The organism is Shewanella sp. JNE2 (assembly GCF_023159115.1).
Taxonomy (GTDB): Bacteria; Pseudomonadota; Gammaproteobacteria; order Enterobacterales; family Shewanellaceae; genus Shewanella; species Shewanella putrefaciens.
The window spans coordinates 3,423,647-3,443,016 of sequence record NZ_CP096169.1 but is presented as its reverse complement, the minus strand read 5'-3'; the positions used below and the strand labels follow the sequence as shown (position 1 = coordinate 3,443,016).

18 protein-coding genes and 2 tRNA genes are annotated in these 19,370 nt (G+C 46.0%); 19 read left to right on the top strand and 1 reads right to left on the bottom strand.

What is annotated here, in order from left to right; translation table 11 throughout:
* Nucleotides 1-33: 33 nt before the first annotated feature.
* From MZ182_RS15425 to secF, 5 genes are all read left to right on the top strand, one after another.
* Nucleotides 34-852 (top strand): DUF4198 domain-containing protein, encoded by an 819-nt coding sequence (locus MZ182_RS15425; RefSeq protein ID WP_248065709.1) that lies wholly within the window; start codon nt 34-36, stop codon nt 850-852.
* 299 nt (nt 853-1,151) lie between these two features.
* The gene (greA, locus tag MZ182_RS15420; RefSeq protein ID WP_011788432.1) at nt 1,152-1,628 is read left to right on the top strand and encodes a transcription elongation factor GreA; all 477 of its coding nucleotides are present in this window, start codon (nt 1,152-1,154) and stop codon (nt 1,626-1,628) included.
* A gap of 353 nt (nt 1,629-1,981) precedes the next feature.
* Nucleotides 1,982-2,527 (top strand): hypothetical protein, encoded by a 546-nt coding sequence (locus tag MZ182_RS15415; RefSeq protein WP_248065710.1) that lies wholly within the window; start codon nt 1,982-1,984, stop codon nt 2,525-2,527.
* A gap of 225 nt (nt 2,528-2,752) precedes the next feature.
* A complete protein-coding gene (secD, locus tag MZ182_RS15410; protein ID WP_248065711.1) occupies nt 2,753-4,567 on the top strand; it encodes a protein translocase subunit SecD in 1,815 nt (604 codons plus the stop codon).
* A gap of 2 nt (nt 4,568-4,569) precedes the next feature.
* Nucleotides 4,570-5,466, top strand: coding sequence for a protein translocase subunit SecF (gene secF, locus MZ182_RS15405; protein ID WP_011788435.1), 897 nt, complete (start codon nt 4,570-4,572; stop codon nt 5,464-5,466).
* Between the two features lie 78 nt (nt 5,467-5,544).
* On the opposite strand, the gene yhbY is transcribed toward secF, so the two are convergent.
* Nucleotides 5,545-5,844 (bottom strand): ribosome assembly RNA-binding protein YhbY, encoded by a 300-nt coding sequence (gene yhbY / locus MZ182_RS15400; RefSeq protein WP_006082725.1) that lies wholly within the window; start codon nt 5,842-5,844, stop codon nt 5,545-5,547.
* Nucleotides 5,845-5,934: 90 nt separating this feature from the next.
* Between yhbY and rlmE the strand changes: the two genes are divergently transcribed.
* The 14 genes from rlmE to rpsO all read left to right on the top strand — a co-directional run bounded on the left by rlmE (nt 5,935) and on the right by rpsO (nt 19,295).
* Nucleotides 5,935-6,564: a 23S rRNA (uridine(2552)-2'-O)-methyltransferase RlmE gene (gene rlmE / locus MZ182_RS15395; protein WP_011788436.1), complete on the top strand. Its 630-nt coding sequence runs from the start codon at nt 5,935-5,937 to the stop codon at nt 6,562-6,564.
* Between the two features lie 29 nt (nt 6,565-6,593).
* Nucleotides 6,594-8,567 carry an ATP-dependent zinc metalloprotease FtsH gene (gene ftsH / locus MZ182_RS15390; RefSeq protein ID WP_248065712.1) on the top strand — a complete coding sequence of 658 codons (1,974 nt, stop codon included), beginning with the start codon at nt 6,594-6,596 and terminating at the stop codon, nt 8,565-8,567.
* Between the two features lie 211 nt (nt 8,568-8,778).
* On the top strand, nt 8,779-9,612 hold the full coding sequence (folP, locus tag MZ182_RS15385; RefSeq protein WP_011788438.1) for a dihydropteroate synthase: 834 nt from the start codon (nt 8,779-8,781) through the stop codon (nt 9,610-9,612).
* 80 nt (nt 9,613-9,692) lie between these two features.
* Entirely contained in the window at nt 9,693-11,030 is a 1,338-nt protein-coding gene (gene glmM, locus MZ182_RS15380; protein ID WP_014611115.1) for a phosphoglucosamine mutase, read from the top strand.
* A 194-nt stretch (nt 11,031-11,224) separates the two neighbouring features.
* Nucleotides 11,225-12,007: a triose-phosphate isomerase gene (gene tpiA / locus MZ182_RS15375; protein ID WP_006082720.1), complete on the top strand. Its 783-nt coding sequence runs from the start codon at nt 11,225-11,227 to the stop codon at nt 12,005-12,007.
* 1 nt (nt 12,008) lies between these two features.
* Nucleotides 12,009-12,344, top strand: coding sequence for a preprotein translocase subunit SecG (gene secG, locus MZ182_RS15370; protein WP_011788440.1), 336 nt, complete (start codon nt 12,009-12,011; stop codon nt 12,342-12,344).
* An 11-nt stretch (nt 12,345-12,355) separates the two neighbouring features.
* Nucleotides 12,356-12,442 (top strand) — tRNA-Leu (locus MZ182_RS15365).
* Nucleotides 12,443-12,524: 82 nt separating this feature from the next.
* Nucleotides 12,525-12,601: transfer RNA gene (locus MZ182_RS15360), tRNA-Met, on the top strand.
* Between the two features lie 174 nt (nt 12,602-12,775).
* Nucleotides 12,776-13,231, top strand: a complete 456-nt coding sequence (gene rimP, locus MZ182_RS15355; RefSeq protein ID WP_011788441.1) for a ribosome maturation factor RimP — start codon at nt 12,776-12,778, stop codon at nt 13,229-13,231.
* A 29-nt stretch (nt 13,232-13,260) separates the two neighbouring features.
* Nucleotides 13,261-14,760, top strand: coding sequence for a transcription termination factor NusA (gene nusA / locus MZ182_RS15350; protein ID WP_011788442.1), 1,500 nt, complete (start codon nt 13,261-13,263; stop codon nt 14,758-14,760).
* Between the two features lie 25 nt (nt 14,761-14,785).
* Nucleotides 14,786-17,428 (top strand): translation initiation factor IF-2, encoded by a 2,643-nt coding sequence (infB, locus tag MZ182_RS15345; protein ID WP_011788443.1) that lies wholly within the window; start codon nt 14,786-14,788, stop codon nt 17,426-17,428.
* A 63-nt stretch (nt 17,429-17,491) separates the two neighbouring features.
* Nucleotides 17,492-17,941 carry a 30S ribosome-binding factor RbfA gene (rbfA, locus tag MZ182_RS15340; RefSeq protein ID WP_014611112.1) on the top strand — a complete coding sequence of 150 codons (450 nt, stop codon included), beginning with the start codon at nt 17,492-17,494 and terminating at the stop codon, nt 17,939-17,941.
* A complete protein-coding gene (truB, locus tag MZ182_RS15335) occupies nt 17,941-18,897 on the top strand; it encodes a tRNA pseudouridine(55) synthase TruB (RefSeq protein WP_011788445.1) in 957 nt (318 codons plus the stop codon). Before rbfA ends, truB begins: the two co-directional genes overlap by 1 nt.
* Nucleotides 18,898-19,025: 128 nt before the next feature.
* Nucleotides 19,026-19,295 (top strand): 30S ribosomal protein S15, encoded by a 270-nt coding sequence (gene rpsO, locus MZ182_RS15330; RefSeq protein WP_011788446.1) that lies wholly within the window; start codon nt 19,026-19,028, stop codon nt 19,293-19,295.
* Nucleotides 19,296-19,370: the final 75 nt, after the last annotated feature.

The window sequence follows — 19,370 nt, the reverse complement described above, 5'->3', positions numbered from 1 at the left end:
GCTATAGTTGATTGTTTAACTTAAGGAAAAAATATGAAATTACGTCTGATTGCATTATTCACCTCGCTCTGCATTAGCCCTTTGGCAAGCAGCCATGACAGATGGATTCTACCTAGCCATTTTAATGTTTCCGCCGAAAGCCAAGAGGCCGTGTGGATCACTTCTGATGTGTCGGCCAGTAATCAAGTTTTTATGATGGATAAACCTTATACTGCCAGCGATGTAAGGGTATTACAGCCCAACGGAAAATCAACGTCTCCAAGCTCAAGTTACACTGGAGGGCGTAAATCGGTGTTCGATGTGCAGTTAACACAAGATGGTACCTATAAGTTTGAAAAAGAAGTATCTCCGCGTTATTTTTCTCAATATAAAGTCAAGGGAAAGGAGGGCGTTGTCCGTAGTCGCTTAGATAAAAAATCAACGGCAGCGGCTATGCCTAAAGGGGCCTATGATCTTGAAAGTGCTTTAAATGTGTCGCGGGTTGAAACCTACGTAACACGTAATAAGCCAACCGATGAAGTGTTAAAGCCTAAAGGCGAGTTTTTAGAGCTAGTGCCTGTAACCCATCCTGCAGATATCGTTGAAAATGAAGCCGCTATATTGCAATTTGTTTTCGATGGTAATCCTGTTGAAGGCGTAAAAGTCGCCATTATGAAAGACAGTAGCTTATATCGTAACAAGCCAGAAGAAATCGAATTCACCTCAGATAAAGAAGGTAAAATTTCAATGACCTTACCTTCAGCGGGACGTTATCTCTTACATGCGGCGATTGAGCGCCCGAATTCAGATAAATCCCTTGCTGATAAAACCGTAAGCGAAATATTTTTAACCTTCGAGGCGGGGCTTGAATAGGCGAGTTAACTGCTATTTGAGGTTTAAATTTTAAGTATTTATGCCCACTCTCTTAATGGCGAGTGGGCATTTTTTATTGCCATTCCATACTAAAATTTGTGCGAAACTTCCCTAGATATACAGATTTGAATTTCAATGCTGGTAACTCTGCTTCAGGTTGGGTAAGCTGCGTGAACGCATCGTTCTTGATGCATCAAAAGCGCATAACGATTAGAATAGCGCAATTCCACCTTCATTTGACTGTGCTGACCTCAGCGTTGGCACGGGTTGCTTTTGTTTTAAAGGAGACGAAAGAAGTTATGACTAAGGTTCCTATGACAGTTGTCGGTGCAGAGCAGCTGCGTAAAGAGTTAGATATTCTCAAGTTTGAGCGTCGCCCAAAAATCACTGAAGCGATTGCCTCAGCCAGAGAATTAGGTGACCTAAAAGAAAATGCGGAATATCATGCGGCCCGTGAAGAGCAGGGTATTTGTGAAGCCCGTATTCGGGATATTGAGGGAAAACTCTCTAATGCGCAGATCATCGATGTGACTAAGATGGTGAATAACGGCCGGATTATTTTTGGCGCCACAGTCACCATTTTAAACCTAGATACCGATGCTGAAGTGACTTATCGTATCGTCGGTGACGATGAAGCTAATATTAAAGAGAATCTGATTTCGGTTAATTCACCTATTGCCCGTGGTCTTGTGGGTAAAAATGAAGGTGATGAGGTCTCTATTACCACTCCAGGCGGAGTAACCGATTACGAAATCATCTCCGTACAATATATATAGCCTGCTTAACATGCTTGAGTGTGGCTCGTTGTTGTTCTCAAACCGCCTTTGGGCGGTTTTTGTTATCCGCTAGTTAAAGTGTGTATCTTTGTTTAGGACTTGAACTGGCGCCTTCATCCATGGCTTTGGTCAAGAATAAATAGATAAGATGGATAAAGATTAATTTGTCTCTTGGTCAGTTTTTACTTAAGCTTCAAAGCTCGCGATATCAACATTAGCATATAGATATATTGTTGATTTTGCGTATTTAGAACCACTTTTTTCATCATCAACTAAAATGTTATTTTAATTTTAATGATTTTTCTTGTGTTTTTAGAGGGCAAGCTTTGGTAAAGCATTGGTGGACGGGATTGATGTTAGTTTGCGTGGCGATCATGTTGATTGCCCACTCGGCTGCCAATATTCAAAAAAACTATGTGCAGCGCAGTGATGCAACTCACCAGCATGTTTTGATGCAGCATGTATCAACACACAATCTAAAACCAAACACTGCTCCTCATCGCCCTTCAGATATAAGCCCCATAGCCCTGTCTAATGCGCAAACTGTTGAAAACTGCAGTTCATTGAATACTCATGATATTAATCTAGCCAGCGCAAATTTGGCATCCTTGCCATCACCTTGTCCGAGTTCTGATTATGTTAGCCATTCGGACGACTTAGATTTTGCCCCCATAAATTCGGCGCGATTTATCAGTCTTGCCCAGCACGATGTGCGAGAGGTCAAGCCGGAATATTTGCTCGCACTGGATTTTACTTCAGAATCCGCGCCTAATATCGTGGAATTGCCCAAGCTTGATATCACATCCGATTGGACGCTTTCGGCTGTATCTTCCCCTGCGCGAATTTCGGGTTGGAAAGTCTCCAATCTTCAATATCGATTTAGCCAACAAGCCGCTTAATTCGCCTATTTAGGTGTGCCATCAACTGGAGTCTGCTCCCGTTGAGCTTGCATACCATTGCATTTTTGTTCTCACCGAAACTTTTGTTTGCGGCTAAATAGGGCGTGATGACTTGAGCCTTACGAGCTTAGCTGCTGGTACTTAATAACATGTTTCGGACTGATATCAATATGTTCGTTTAGCGATTTGACTCAAATGCTGAGCGATAAATAGCGAGTTAATCCCATGGAAAGAAAACCCAATCAACGGCTGTTAAATCACTATTCAGCCTGGAAATACGTAGTCTTGGTTGTTACTCTCATTGTGATGTTATTCAGTGCCTTGCCAACATTTTATGGTGAGGATGCCGCAGTGCAAGTGGGCGCGAAGGCGGGGTTAACACTCGCGCCTGTTGCCCTTCGAGATAAGCTGCAAGCTGAAGGCGTGACGGTAAAACGTATCGACCAAAAGAATGGTGAAACCTTAATTGTCCTCGATGAGGATAGCCAACAAACCTTAGTCAAAACTTTGGTTTCTTCTATGGTGACAGAGCCAAAAGAGTTGACTTTATCCCTTGCCAGTGCGGCGCCAAGTTGGTTACAAAACTTAGGCTTTCAGCCGATTAAGCTGGGGCTCGATTTACGCGGTGGCGTACAGTTCTTACTCGATGTGGATGTTGAACCTGTGTATCAAACTCAGGCAGAAGCACTTGTCGATTCACTACGCCAATTTATCCGTGAGCAGAACATTCGTGGCGCTAGCGTGCATTTGGATCAAAGCAGCCAGTTGAATGTAACCTTGCCTGATAATGATGCTCGCGCGGCCGTGCGTCAGATGATGAAACAGTCCTATCCCAATTGGCAGTCATCTAATGCAGATGATGCTGGTTTACAGATTAAGTTGAGCCAAGAAGAACAAACGAAATTGCGTAATTTAACCGTGCAGCAAAACCTGCAGGTTATGCGTAGTCGTATTGAAGAACTTGGCATCACTGAAGCCTTAGTGCAGCGCCAAGGCGAGCACCGAATTCGGATTGAATTGCCTGGAGTACAAGATCCTGCCGCCGCTAAAAACGTGATTGGTGCTACAGCGAGCTTGGCTTTCTTCGAGGTGAAAGAGTCTGGCTCTGTGAATGCTATGGTACTTAAAGATAAGTCAGGTAATTCGGTTTATGTTGGTCGCACACCAGTGCTGGGTGGCGATCATATTGTCGATGCGAGGGCAAGCATAGGCGAGATGGGTATGGCCGAGGTGAACATAAATCTTGACCGTGTCGGCGGGCAGAAAATGTCCGAGTTTTCCCGTACCAATATTGGTAAGCCTATGGCGACGTCTTACAGTGAATACAGCCGTGATGAGCAAGGTAAAGCCAAGCAAACTCAAGAAATTATCAGCGTCGCGACCATTCAATCTCAGCTTGGGGATCGTTTTCGCATCACTGGTGCGGGCACCTACCAAGAAGCACAACAATTAGCTCTGTTACTGCGAGCGGGTTCTATGACGGCGCCTGTGACTATCGTTGAGGAGCGCACCATTGGTCCGACATTAGGTGCTGAAAACATTGAAAACGGTTTTGCCGCGCTCGGTTTGGGTATGGGTATTACCTTGTTGTTTATGGCGCTTTGGTATCGCCGTCTCGGTTGGGTGGCAAATATTGCACTGATTAGCAATATGGTGATCCTGTTTGGTTTACTGGCGCTTATCCCTGGCGCTGTATTGACCTTACCCGGTATTGCCGGCCTAGTGTTAACTGTGGGTATGGCGGTTGATACTAACGTGCTGATTTTCGAGCGGATAAAAGATAAGTTAAAAGAAGGTCGCAGTTTCGCGCTGGCGATTAATACTGGGTTTGATAGCGCATTTTCTACCATTTTCGACGCTAACTTCACCACGATGATCACCGCTGTTGTGCTTTATTCCATTGGTAACGGTCCGATCCAAGGTTTTGCCTTGACCTTAGGTCTAGGTCTATTGACCAGCATGTTTACCGGTATCTTTGCTTCAAGGGCCTTGATCAACTTAGTTTATGGACGTGATGCTAGCCGTCATGTGAGGGTATAACCATGAAAAATATCAATCTAACGGGTCAATTAACTCTGTGGCGCTATATTTCGAGCGCGATTTCGATCTTTTTAATGCTGGCATCGTTAACCATTATCGGCGTGAAGGGCTTTAACTGGGGCTTAGATTTTACCGGTGGTGTGGTCACCGAAGTGCAGATCGATAGAAAAATTACCAGCAGTGAGTTGCAACCTTTACTCAACGCTGCTTATCAACAAGAGGTCAGTGTGGTTTCGGCCAGTGAGCCGGGGCGTTGGGTGTTACGTTATGCTGACACTGCACAAAGCAATGTGGATATTGCGCAAACCTTAGCGCCACTGGGCGAGATACAAGTGCTAAATACCAGTATTGTTGGCCCGCAGGTAGGTAAAGAATTGGCAGAGCAGGGTGGTTTAGCACTGCTAGTCGCTATGCTGTGTATTTTGGGGTACTTAAGTTATCGCTTCGAATGGCGGCTTGCTTCTGGTGCACTATTCGCGTTAGTGCATGATGTGATTTTTGTGCTTGCTTTCTTTGCGCTGACGCAGATGGAGTTTAATTTAACTGTGCTCGCTGCTGTGCTGGCGATTTTAGGCTATTCCTTAAATGACTCGATTATCATTGCTGATCGTATTCGTGAGTTATTAATTGCTAAGCCAAAACTTGCGATTCAAGAGATTAATAATCAAGCGATTGTGGCGACGTTTTCCCGCACTATGGTGACATCAGGGACCACCTTAATGACGGTTGGTGCACTGTGGATCATGGGTGGTGGGCCGCTGGAGGGGTTTTCGATTGCCATGTTTATCGGTATTTTAACGGGAACATTCTCATCTATTTCTGTTGGTACTTCATTACCTGAACTGTTAGGTTTATCGCCAGAGCATTATAAGGTGCAAGTCATTTCAGATACGCCTTAATCGTTCAATGTAAAGCGAAAACAAAGAGGCCACTCAATTGAGTGGCCTCTTTGTTAACACAATAAAAATTAAGAAAAATTACTTTGCCTTTGGCAGAGCAATCTTCATTTCCGGCGATTGACGATAAATCACCAGAATATGACCAATAAGTTGCACTTTTGCGGATTGAGTTTCACGTACTATGGCATCAACGATGGCATTTTTTAGCTCTCTGTCGGCAGAGGCTACTTTCACTTTAATCAATTCATGATAAGCGAGTGCGCTTTCAATTTCAGCGAGTACACCTTCAGTCAATCCATTGGCACCAAGCAGCACCACTGGCTTTAGCGGATGCGCTAGACCTTTTAAATGCTGTTTTTGTTTGGTTGTTAAGTTCATTTCTACCAACTTTTGCTGAGTTACTGTTGAAAAACGGCTATTCTACCCTTATATAGCCCTTGTGTAACTCTCAATTGTTGCGGATTTTAAATGTCAGGTAAAAAACGTACGGCCAGTTCCAATCGCTGGATGCTGGAACACTTTGATGATCATTATGTCAAACTAGCACAGAAACGGGGATTGCGTTCTCGCGCTGCGTTTAAGCTTGAAGAACTTCAGCAAAAGGATCAACTTATTCGCCCTGGTATGACGGTAGTCGACCTGGGAGCAGCACCAGGTGGCTGGTCACAGGTAGCGGTTAAGTTGGTTGGAGATAGGGGAAAGGTTATCGCCTGTGATATTTTACCCATGGATCCCATCGTTGGGGTAGACTTTTTGCAAGGGGATTTTCGTGAAGAAAAAGTCCTTGAAGCATTGCTTACCCGCGTCGGTGCAGATAAGGTTGACGTTGTGTTGTCAGACATGGCGCCTAACATGAGTGGTTCAGACGGTGTCGATCAACCGCGTGCTATGTATTTAGTGGAACTCGCCTTAGATATGTGTCATCAAGTATTGGCACCTAATGGGAGTTTTGCGGTGAAAGTCTTTCAGGGGGAGGGCTTTGACGAATACATGAAAGCGGTTAAAGAAGCGTTTAAAGTAGTTAAAACACGTAAACCAGACTCTTCGCGGGCGCGTTCCCGGGAAGTCTATCTTGTGGCGACAGGGTACAAGTTGTAGTACTCTAGCGTTAATCATCGCAAGACTTTATGAGGTCTAGTAATTTGAGTGACATGGCAAAAAATCTAATACTCTGGGTTGTCATCGCCGTTGTGCTGATGTCAGTGTTTCAGGGTTACTCCCCCTCTTCTTCGTCATCGCAGAAGATGGATTATTCTACCTTCTTAGACAATGTTCGTGATGGGCAGGTTGCTACGGTCGAGGTTAAGAGCGATCAACGTACTATTGAAGGTGCTAAACGGACTGGTGAAAAATTCACTACTATCATGCCGTTATATGACCAAGATTTAATTAATGATCTTGATCGTAAAGGCATCACAATGAAGGGGCAAGAAGCCGAAGAGTCAGGGTTCTTAACCCAAATCTTCATCTCTTGGTTCCCGATGTTATTGCTTATCGGGGTATGGATTTTCTTCATGCGCCAAATGCAAGGCGGCGGTGGCAAAGGCGCAATGTCCTTTGGTAAGAGTAAAGCCAAACTGATGAGCGAAGATCAGATTAAAACGACATTTGCCGATGTTGCGGGTTGTGACGAGGCGAAAGAAGAAGTGAAAGAGCTGGTTGATTACCTGCGCGATCCGACTAAATTCCAAAAGTTGGGCGGCCGTATTCCAACGGGCGTGCTGATGGTGGGTCCTCCTGGTACAGGTAAAACCTTGCTGGCAAAAGCCATTGCGGGCGAATCTAAAGTACCTTTCTTCACTATCTCGGGTTCGGATTTCGTTGAAATGTTTGTTGGTGTCGGTGCATCCCGTGTGCGTGACATGTTTGAACAAGCGAAAAAGTCTGCACCTTGTATCATCTTCATCGATGAAATTGATGCGGTCGGTCGTCAACGTGGCGCGGGTTTAGGTGGGGGGCACGATGAGCGTGAGCAAACACTGAACCAAATGCTGGTTGAGATGGATGGCTTTGAAGGTAATGAAGGCGTTATCGTTATCGCGGCGACTAACCGTCCAGACGTACTCGATTCTGCGCTATTACGTCCGGGGCGTTTTGACCGTCAAGTGGTCGTTGGCTTACCTGACGTTCGTGGCCGTGAGCAGATTTTGAAAGTGCATATGCGTAAAGTTCCGCTTTCAGAAGATGTAAAGGCAAGCGTTATTGCCCGTGGTACACCAGGTTTCTCGGGTGCTGACTTAGCTAACTTAGTGAACGAAGCTGCCCTGTTTGCGGCTCGCGGAAATCGCCGAGTTGTAGGCATGGAAGAATTTGAGCGTGCAAAAGATAAAATCATGATGGGTGCTGAGCGCCGCTCTATGGTGATGTCTGAAGCCGAAAAAGAAATGACCGCTTACCATGAAGCGGGTCATGCGATTGTGGGTTGTTTAGTGCCAGAGCACGATCCTGTGCACAAGGTGACTATCATTCCTCGCGGTCGTGCACTGGGCGTGACTTTCTTCTTACCTGAAGCAGACTCAGTCAGTCAAAGCCGTCGCAAGTTAGAAAGCCAAATTTCAGTCGCTTACGGTGGTCGTTTAGCAGAGGAACTCATTTACGGTAGCGACAAAGTGTCGACTGGCGCATCACAGGACATCAAATACGCGACATCTATTGCGCGTAACATGGTGACTCAGTGGGGCTTCTCGGACAAGCTAGGTCCATTGCTGTATGCTGAAGAAGACGGTGAAGTGTTCTTAGGCCGTAGTATGGGTAAAGCCAAAGCCATGTCCGATGAAACGGCAACTATTATCGATGCAGAAGTGAAAGTCTTTATCGACAAAAACTACGCTAGAGCGAGACAGATATTGACGGATAACCTCGATATTCTGCACTCAATGAAAGAAGCCTTAATGAAGTATGAAACCATTGATTCACTTCAAATTGATGATTTGATGAATCGTCGGGAAGTGCGTCAGCCTGCCGATTGGCAAGTGGATGACAATGGTTCTAACGATAAAGGCAATGGCCATGGTGAACCAGTTGCGAAAGCGGAAGACAGTGTTATTGCAGCACCTGTTGAGCCAGAACTGAAAGATCCTGATGAATCTCCAGCTAAATAACGTGTTGTGAAACCAAAGAAAACCCCGTAAAGGGGTTTTCTTGTTTTACCTTGTTAGCAATTTGACGGCGCTGTCATTAATATTGTCTATCACGACAGATATTTGTCCTTTGACATTAGTTAGTTCGAATAGAAAGTGATAGCTTAAAAGTAATGACGCAAGTGATGCCAGCGAGTAAAATCGTAAGTGTTCGTATTACAGGAGTAAATGCGTGTTTGAACTGATTGCTGGCACTAAACGCCTCGCATTATCTTCGCCCATTGTGATGGGTATTCTTAATGTCACTCCCGATTCTTTTTCCGACGGTGGTCAATATTCTTCCTATGAATTAGCCTGCCAACATGCCGATGATATGGTGGCTCAAGGCGCGGGAATGATTGATATTGGCGGTGAGTCGACAAGACCGGGTGCCGCCGAGGTGAGCTTAGCCGATGAGCTTGCTCGGGTGATCCCGTTAGTGAAATATGTTGCGGCGCACCACGATGTGTGGATTTCGGTCGATACCAGTAAAGCTGAAGTGATGCGTCAAGCTGTTGCTGCAGGCGCACATTTGATTAACGATGTGCGTGCCCTGATGGAACCTGGTGCGCTTGAAGCCGCCGCAGAGTTGCAAGTCCCCATATGTCTGATGCATATGCAAGGTGACCCCCAAAGCATGCAGTTTTCTCCGACTTACCATAATGTTATTGAAGACGTTTCTGCCTTTTTAACTGAACGGATTGAAACTTGTTTGCGAGCGGGGATCTCCCGTGAGTTATTAATACTCGATCCGGGATTCGGTTTTGGCAAAAGTTTAGAACATAACTATGAATTACTGGCAAAACTAGACCATTTTTCCAAGTTTGATTTACCGATATTAATAGGATTATCTCGTAAGAGCATGATAGGAAATCTCTTAGCAAAACCGACCTCTGAACGTCTTGCTGGGAGCCTTGCTGGCGCTTTGATAGCGGCCCAAAAAGGCGCTCATATCATTCGCGTGCATGATGTTGCGCAAACTGTGGATATGCTCAAGGTGTTACAAGCGACACAAGCGTATTTTTAAGCATCGTTATGCTCTCGTTAAGCATTTAATTAATATTATGATCCCAAATCATTGGGACACATTTGAGTTTGTGGAGCGATATGAAAGAACGTAAATTTTTTGGAACTGACGGTATTCGGGGAAAGGTCGGTTCAGGTCAAATGACGCCTGAGCTTGCGCTTAAGTTAGGTTGGGCGGCGGGGCGCGTGTTATCCCGCAGTGGTACCAAAAAGGTGATTATAGGTAAAGATACCCGTATTTCGGGCTATATGTTTGAGTCAGCATTAGAAGCGGGCCTTTCTGCTGCAGGCCTTAATGTGATGTTAATGGGACCAATGCCAACGCCAGCTGTAGCCTATTTGACGCGTACGTTTCGCGCCGAAGCTGGGGTGGTGATCAGCGCGTCACACAATCCGTATTACGATAACGGTATTAAGTTTTTCTCCACCGACGGCAGTAAGTTAGACGATAACCTAGAGCTAGAAATTGAAGCCGAGCTTGAAAAGCCCCTCGTTTGTGTTGAGTCGCATCTATTGGGGAAGGTATCGCGTATTGAAGATGCCCGTGGCCGTTATATTGAGTATTGCAAAGGTAATTTTCCTGCAGAACACACGTTAACTGGGCTAAAAATTGTGGTCGATTGTGCCCATGGTGCAACTTATCACATAGCGCCAGCTGTGTTTCGTGAGCTAGGCGCCGAGGTGATTGCCATTGGTGATAAACCCAACGGGATGAACATCAACGATAAAGTGGGCGCAACGTCCATGGGCAAGATTTGTGAAACCGTTTTGGCCGAAAGTGCCGATTTAGGTATCGCACTCGACGGTGACGGTGATCGTATTATGATGGTCAACAGCAAAGGCGAAGTCATCGACGGCGATCAAATTTTATATATTCTAGCCTGTGATGCGAAATCCCGTGGCGTATTACGCGGTGGTGTTGTTGGTACGTTAATGTCAAACCTTGGGCTCGATCTCGCCTTGCAAGCATTAGATATCCCCTTTGCGCGTTCGAAAGTGGGCGACCGTTATGTGATGGAACTACTTAAAGAACTTGACTGGCGCATCGGTGGTGAAAACTCAGGGCATATTCTTAACCTTGACCATGGTACGACGGGTGACGGTATTATTGCGGGGATTTTAGTGTTAGCGGCCATGCGTCGTCAGAATGCCACGCTAGAAGAATTGACCTCTGCGATGGAAATGCTACCCCAAGTGTTAGTCAATGTGCGCTTTGAAGGCGAACACGATCCCCTAAAGTCTGATAAAGTTAAAGCGGCGCAGGCACAGGTTGAATCTCAATTGGGCGTACGTGGTCGTGTACTATTACGTAAGTCAGGCACTGAACCTTTGATCCGTGTCATGGTGGAAGGTGATGATCATAGTGCAGTATTGGCGCACGCAAATTTGATTGCGGATGCGGTAAAATCGGCAAGCTGATATTTTCCTATTTTGTAATGAGTGCGGCTGATACCAATTTAAAATGAAGGTGTTAGCTGCACAAATGAACAGAAAATAGCTTGGTCGTGTAAAAAGTAAGCATCCCGACCAGGTAACTGAAAAAAATCGAATTTAGCTATTGTAACTTAATAAGTGGTTCGCTATTATTCACGCCGCTTTCAGAGGAGACAGTGATGGCACTCAGACGTCCTATGGTAGCTGGCAATTGGAAGATGAACGGCAGTGCGGCATTAGCACAAGAGTTGTTCAAAAAATTTGCCTCTAAGCTCCAAAATGATTCAGCTGAAGTGGTTTTATGCCCGCCTTCTATCTATCTAGAGAGCGTTAGGCAACTGCTAGAAGCAAACAAGGAAGCGTTAGACGGTTCACTTGTTAGGATGGGCGCACAAAACCTAAGTCAACACGACTTTGGCGCTTATACCGGAGAAGTTTCAGGTCAGATGCTAAAAGATTCAGGATGTCGATATGTGATTATCGGGCATTCAGAACGTCGCCGTATGTACGGAGAGACGAGTAATATTGTAGCGGAGAAATTCGCCGCTGCACAAAAGCACGGCTTAACCCCAATATTGTGTGTGGGAGAGTCAGGTCCAGCGCGTGAAGCAAGACGTACCTTCGAGGTGATTGCGGAAGAGTTGGATATAGTGATCCAGAAAAATGGCACTATGGCTTTTGATAACGCCATTATCGCCTACGAGCCATTATGGGCAGTAGGGACAGGTAAAAGCGCTACACCAGAGCAGGCTCAAGAAGTTCATGCGTTTATTCGAAAACGTCTCTCTGAGGTATCTCCATTTATTGGAGAAAATATCAGGATTCTCTACGGTGGTAGTGTGACACCGAGTAATGCTGCAGATTTATTTGCCCAACCTGATGTTGATGGTGGACTGATTGGCGGTGCTAGCTTAAACTCTAGCGAGTTTTTAAGTCTGTGTACCATAGCGATGAGCGCATAATATGTATGAAGTTCTACTAGTTATTTACTTGTTGGTTGCATTAGGGTTAATTGGCCTAGTTTTAATTCAACAAGGTAAGGGAGCTGACATGGGGGCCTCGTTTGGCGCCGGTGCATCAGGTACTCTGTTTGGTTCAAGCGGTTCAGGTAATTTTCTGACACGCACTACGGCGATTCTTGCCATTGCGTTTTTTACCTTAAGTCTGATTATCGGTAACTTAAGTGCAAACCACGCAAAAAATGAAGATTCATGGAAAAATTTAGGTTCAGATACTGAACAGGTCACTCAACCTGTTCAAGATGGAACTGAAAAGTCAGAAACAAAAATTCCTGACTAGTAAAAGGTGTCGCCGAGGTGGCGAAATTGGTAGACGCGCAGCCTTGAGGTGGCTGTGGCCTAACGGTCGTGCGGGTTCAAGTCCCGCTCTCGGCACCAAATATAATTAAGATTGACGATGTAAGTTCAGTCTTAGTTATTGCAAGAAAAGACGATAGTCAATATACTTGCACACAGTTGACGCGGGGTGGAGCAGCATGGTAGCTCGTCGGGCTCATAACCCGAAGGTCGTCGGTTCAAATCCGGCCCCCGCAACCAGCTCCTAGTAACGAATAGTGTTTGAATTCGTTATGGTTTACAGGTTCTTGACACTAAAAACCTCGTGATTACGGGGTTTTTTGTTATCTAGGACTTTTAAATTTGTCGTATATATTCTTTACGACGTTTTACTAGGGCTATTTAGCCCTTTTTTGTTTTTTCCGGGGGTCAATTTTGGCAACATTAGAATCCAGACTGGCAGAAATGCTCAAAGTGCCTGTGGAAGCATTAGGCTTTCAACTCTGGGGCATTGAATATGTTCAAGCGGGTAAACATTCAATACTGCGCGTGTTCATCGACGGTGAAAATGGTATCAATATCGAAGATTGTGCTAATACCAGCCGCCAAGTCAGTGCTGTACTCGATGTTGAAGACCCTATTTCGACCGAATATACCCTAGAGGTTTCTTCACCTGGTGTGGATAGGCCGTTGTTTACTGCCGAGCAGTATGCAGCCTATGTAGGGGAAGATGTAAAAGTTCAACTGACTATGCCCGTCGCGGGCAGTCGTAATTTAAAAGGCGCCATTACAAAGGTCGAAGGGCAAATGCTCTCACTGAATGTGAATGGTAAAGAGCTAGTTGTCGCCCTGGATAATATCCGTAAAGGCAACGTAATCGCTAAGTTTTGATAGTTTCAAGGTGAACGAGGCAAGACGAGATGAATAAAGAGATCCTGCTAGTCGCTGAAGCGGTTTCAAATGAAAAGGCCGTTCCACGCGAGAAAATTTTTGAAGCGCTAGAGATCGCTCTGGCTACTGCAACCAAGAAAAAATACGATGGCGATATTGATGTCCGCGTTGCGATTGACCGCAAAACGGGTGGCTATGAGACATTCCGCCGTTGGATGGTCGTTGATGATCACGGTGAAGCCTTAGAAAACCCATTTCGCGAGATTACGCTTGAGGCGGCTCGTTATGAAAATCCGGATATTCAACCGGGTGAGTTTATCGAAGACGATATCGAGTCTGTTGTATTTGACCGCATTACGACTCAAACCGCCAAACAAGTGATCGTACAAAAGGTACGTGAAGCTGAACGTGCTCAAGTGGTTGAGCAGTTCAGAGATAAAGAAGGTGAACTGATCACTGGCGTTGTGAAAAAAGCAACCCGTGAAAGTGTCGTGGTCGATTTAGGCAATAATGCTGATGGCGTGCTGTTCCGTGAAGATTTAATTTCACGCGAATCTTTCCGCCCTGGTGACCGTGTGCGTGCATTATTGTACTCAGTACGTCCAGAAGCTCGCGGTGCACAATTATTCCTAAGCCGTACTAAACCCGAAATGCTGATTGAGCTTTTCCGTGTTGAAGTACCTGAAATCGCTGATGAATTGATCGAAGTCATGGGCGCAGCCCGTGATCCAGGCGCACGCGCTAAGATCGCGGTTAAGTCGAATGATCGCCGTATCGATCCTATCGGTGCGTGTGTTGGCATGCGCGGCGCACGTGTACAAGCTGTATCAAATGAACTGGGTGGCGAGCGTGTTGATATCGTATTGTGGGATGATAATCCAGCACAATATGTGATCAATGCCATGGCGCCAGCTGATGTAGCTTCTATCATCGTCGACGAAGATAACCATTCAATGGATATCGCGGTTGAGGCTGATAGTTTGGCACAAGCCATTGGACGTAATGGCCAGAACGTACGTTTAGCAACTCAACTTACGGGTTGGGAACTGAACGTAATGACAGTGGAAGACATGAATAAGAAACATCAGGCTGAAAGTGCCAAAGTGGTGAGTCTGTTTATTAATTCACTGGATGTCGATGAAGATTTTGCACAAGTACTAGCGAATGAGGGCTTTACGTCGCTTGAAGAGGTCGCTTATGTACCTGTGTCTGAATTATTGGCGATAGACGGTTTCGACGAGGATCTCGTTGAAGCTTTACGTGAACGTGCAAAAGCTGCGATCTCGACAAGAGCGCTCGCATCTGAAGAAGCACTGGATGGTGTGGAGCCAAGTGATGAGTTGTTAGCACTTGAAGGTGTTGAAAGACACTTAGCCTATGTTTTAGCAAGCAAAGGTATTGTGACTCTAGAAGACTTGGCTGAACAAGGCATTGATGATTTGATCGAAATTGAAGAATTGACAGAAGAAAAAGCAGGTACGCTCATCATGGCTGCCCGCAACATCTGTTGGTTTGGCGAAGAAGCATAAGTCGATCAACAGGGGGATTTAACTGATGGCAGATACTACCGTAGAGAAATTGGCCACGGAAGTGGGTAAAAGTGTTGAACGTCTGATAGAGCAATTCTCTCAGGCAGGAATTAAGAAAGGCCAAGCCGATAACGTATCTGAAGCCGAAAAGCAGCAGTTACTCGATTATCTGAAAAAGCAGCACGGTGCTGATAGTGCACCGACTAAGATGACGCTGCAACGCAAAACGGTATCAACCCTGAGCGTGGCGGGTAATGGTGGTCAATCTAAAGACGTTAAAGTGGAAGTGCGTAAAACCCGTACTTTTGTTAAACGCGATGTGAATGACACAGTGCTAAAAGCAGAAGAAGAGGCGAAAGCCGAAGCTGAAGCATTAGCAAAAGCAAAGGCCGAAGCGGAAGCGGCTCAAGCGGCCAAAGCGAAAGCTGAGGCAGAAGCTAAGGCAAAAGCAGAAGCTGAAGCCAAGGCAAAGGCCAAAGCGGCGGCAGAAGTAAAAGTGACTAAAGAGTCTTCACCAGAAGTAGAAGCAGCGCGTCTAGAGGCTGAACGTCTTAAAGCGGCTCAAGAAGCAGCAACTAAACGTAAGCAAGATGAAGAAGCGGCGAAAGCGGCTGAAAAGGCCCGTTTGTTAGCTGAAGAAAACTCTAAGCGTTGGGCAGAAGAAGAACGTCAGCGTCTAGAAGCCGAAAGAAACGGCGATCATCACATCACTACCTCTAAAGTGGCTCGTGCCGCTGAAGATACCTCTGATCTGGATGAAGAAAAACGTGGACGTCGTGCTCGTAATAAGAGCAACGCTAAAAAACGTGGTGGCAAAGATGCGCGTGATGGCCGTGAAAAGCATATGCGCAACCGCAGTACTGCGCCTGAGTCTATGGCCCATGGCTTTAACAAGCCAGTCGCTGCCGTAAGCCGTGATGTGCGTATTGGTGAAACAGTGACCGTTTCTGAACTGGCGCATTTAATGGCCGTTAAAGCGACTGAAATCATCAAACAGATGATGAAAATGGGCTCAATGGTTACGATCAACCAAGTGTTAGATCAAGAGACTGCCCAGCTAGTTGCCGAAGAAATGGGTCACAAAGTGGTGCTTATCCGTGAAAATGAACTTGAGCACCAAGTGCTGCAAGATCGTGATGACGAAGATGGCATCAAGCTAGAATCTCGTGCGCCAGTTGTAACTATCATGGGGCACGTTGACCATGGTAAGACTTCGTTACTCGACTATATTCGCCGCGCTAAAGTGGCTGCTGGCGAAGCCGGTGGTATTACGCAGCATATCGGTGCATACCATGTTGAAACCGAAAATGGCATGATTACTTTCCTTGATACTCCTGGTCACGCCGCGTTTACCGCCATGCGTGCTCGTGGTGCCAAGGCAACGGATATCGTGGTACTGGTTGTGGCTGCCGATGACGGTGTAATGCCACAAACTATCGAAGCTATTCAACATGCTAAAGCCGGTAACGTGCCATTAATCGTGGCCGTGAACAAGATGGATAAGCCGGAAGCGGATATCGATCGCGTTAAGAGCGAACTGTCACAACACGGCGTGATGTCTGAAGATTGGGGCGGAGATAACATGTTCGCCTTCGTATCGGCTAAGACAGGTGAAGGTGTTGATGATCTGCTTGAAGGTATCTTGCTGCAAGCTGAAGTATTAGAGCTTAAAGCGGTACGTGATGGTATGGCTGCGGGTGTGGTGATTGAATCCCAACTGGATAAAGGTCGCGGCCCTGTTGCAACGATTCTGGTTCAAGAAGGTACACTGCGCCAAGGTGATATCGTTCTATGTGGTTTAGAGTACGGTAAAATCCGTGCAATGAAAGACGAGAACGGTCGTTCAATCACTGAAGCGGGTCCATCAATTCCTGTTGAAATTCTGGGTCTGTCTGGCGTACCGTCAGCCGGTGATGAAGCAACCGTCGTACGTGACGAACGTAAAGCTCGCGAAGTTGCCCTGTATCGTCAAGGTAAGTTCCGTGATGTTAAATTAGCGCGTCAGCAAAAATCTAAGCTAGAAAACATGTTCGCGAACATGACTGACGGCGAAGTGAAAGAGCTGAACATCGTTCTGAAAGCGGACGTTCAAGGTTCACTCGAAGCGATTACAGACTCATTAACGGGTCTGTCTACCGACGAAGTGAAAGTGAACATCATCGCTCGCGGTGTAGGTGCACTGACCGAAACCGACGCAACCTTAGCGGCAGCGTCTAACGCGATCATGGTAGGCTTTAACGTGCGTGCTGATGCACAAGCACGTAAGGTTATCGAGAGTGAAAGTGTTGACCTACGTTACTACAGCGTAATCTATAATTTGATTGATGAAGTGAAAGCGGCGATGACAGGTATGCTGTCTCCTGAATTCAAACAACAAATTATCGGTCTGGCTGAAGTACGTGATGTGTTCAAGTCGCCGAAACTTGGTGCAATCGCCGGTTGTATGGTGACTGAAGGCACCATCAAGCGTAGCGCACCTATTCGCGTACTGCGTGATAACGTGGTTATCTTCGAAGGTGAACTCGAATCCTTACGTCGCTTTAAAGATGACGTTGCCGAAGTTCGCAATGGTATGGAATGTGGTATTGGCGTTAAGAACTACAACGATGTTCGCGTAGGCGACCAAATCGAAGTATTCGAAACCGTCGAAGTGGCACGTACACTTTAACGATAAGGAGGGCGGCATTAGCCGCCCTTTCGATTTAATGACATTAGCTATGGTACAAATATTATGGCAAAAGAATTCAGTCGTACACGTCGTATAGCACAGCAACTTCAGCAAGAACTTGCTCAGGTGTTACAACGCGACATGAAAGATCCTCGTATTGGCTTTGTTACCGTAAATGACGTAGACGTCTCACGCGATCTCAGTTATGCCAAAGTCTTTGTGACTTTCTTCGAGGAAGACAAAGCTGTCGTTCAAGAAAAGCTGAACGCTCTCATCAGCGCAGCCCCTTACATCCGTACCTTAGTGGCGGGCCGTATGAAGCTGCGTGTTATGCCTGAGCTACGTTTTGTTTATGACAGTTCATTGGTTGAGGGGATGCGTATGTCTAACCTCGTTAGCCAAGTCATCAACCAAGACAAGGCAAAACAACAGCAGTTTGGTAGCGCAGATGAAGTCCTCAATGAAGATGAGGATGCTACCGACGATACAGATGATACAAAAGGTAAAGATTAATGGCTCGTCGTCCGAAAGGCCGTTTTATCGATGGGATAGTGTTACTGGATAAATCCACTGGCATGAGTTCTAACTTTGCCTTGCAAAGGGTAAAGCGCTTTTTTAATGCGAATAAAGCTGGGCATACGGGCGCACTCGATCCGTTAGCGACAGGTATGTTACCTGTGTGCCTAGGTGAAGCGACTAAGTTTTCCCAGCACTTATTAGATGCTGATAAACGTTACTTAGTGACAGCAAAACTGGGCGAGCGTACCGATACCAGTGATTCAGATGGTGAAGTGGTTCAGACGCGCCCAGTTACATTTACTGAGGCGCAACTACTGAGTGCGCTTGAGCACTTTCGTGGTGACACTCAGCAAGTGCCTTCTATGTATTCCGCGCTGAAATATCAGGGGCAGCCTCTGTATAAATATGCGCGTGAAGGCATAGAAGTGCCGCGAGAATCTCGCCCTATTACGGTATTTGAGCTTAATTTCATCAGTCTTGAAGGTGATGAGTTGACCTTAGACATTCATTGCTCTAAAGGGACTTATATTCGCACCATCATTGATGATCTTGGTGAAATGTTAGGTTGTGGCGCCCATGTGATTATGTTGCGACGAACTCAAGTTGCACAGTATCCCTATGCCAAAATGGTTACACTAGAACAGCTCGAAGCACTTGTCACCCAAGCACATGAACAACAGATAGATCCGAGTGTATTACTCGATCCTCTCTTATTACCCATGGATACGGCAGTGGCTGACTTTCCTGAGGTCAATGTGCCTGAAGCGAGTGCGGCTTATTTGATGCAAGGCCAAGCGGTACGTGTGACAGGTCTAAAAGCTGACACATTAGTGCGTATCACCTTAGGGGATGCGCATCGATTCGTTGGTATTGGTGCAATGAATGATGATGGCCTTTTGGCGCCGAAACGGCTCATAGTGATCCATGACGAGCCGATAGTCACAGATTAATTCATTCTGCCAATTCGAAATACGCCCGCCTTTTTATTGCGCTAGGGTTGGATTATGGGTAGAATAGCGCGCCCTCTGGCTGAGTTAGTGATCGGCTAGAGATTCATACTATATATTTGGAGAGACACATGTCACTAAGTACTGAAGCGAAAGCAAAAATCCTGGCTGAATTTGGCCGCGGCGAAAACGATACAGGTTCAACTGAAGTTCAAGTTGCCTTGTTAACTGCACAAATCAACCATTTGCAAGATCACTTCAAAGAGCACATCCACGATCACCACTCACGTCGTGGTCTGTTACGCATGGTTAGCGCGCGTCGTAAGTTAACTGCTTACCTGAAGCGTACAGATGCTGAGCGTTACACTGCACTGATCCAAAAGTTAGGTCTACGTCGTTAATCTCACGTCGACTAACGTAAAAAAGGAGGCTTAGCCTCCTTTTTTATTGCGCGCAGATTAAGTTATACCGTTTTG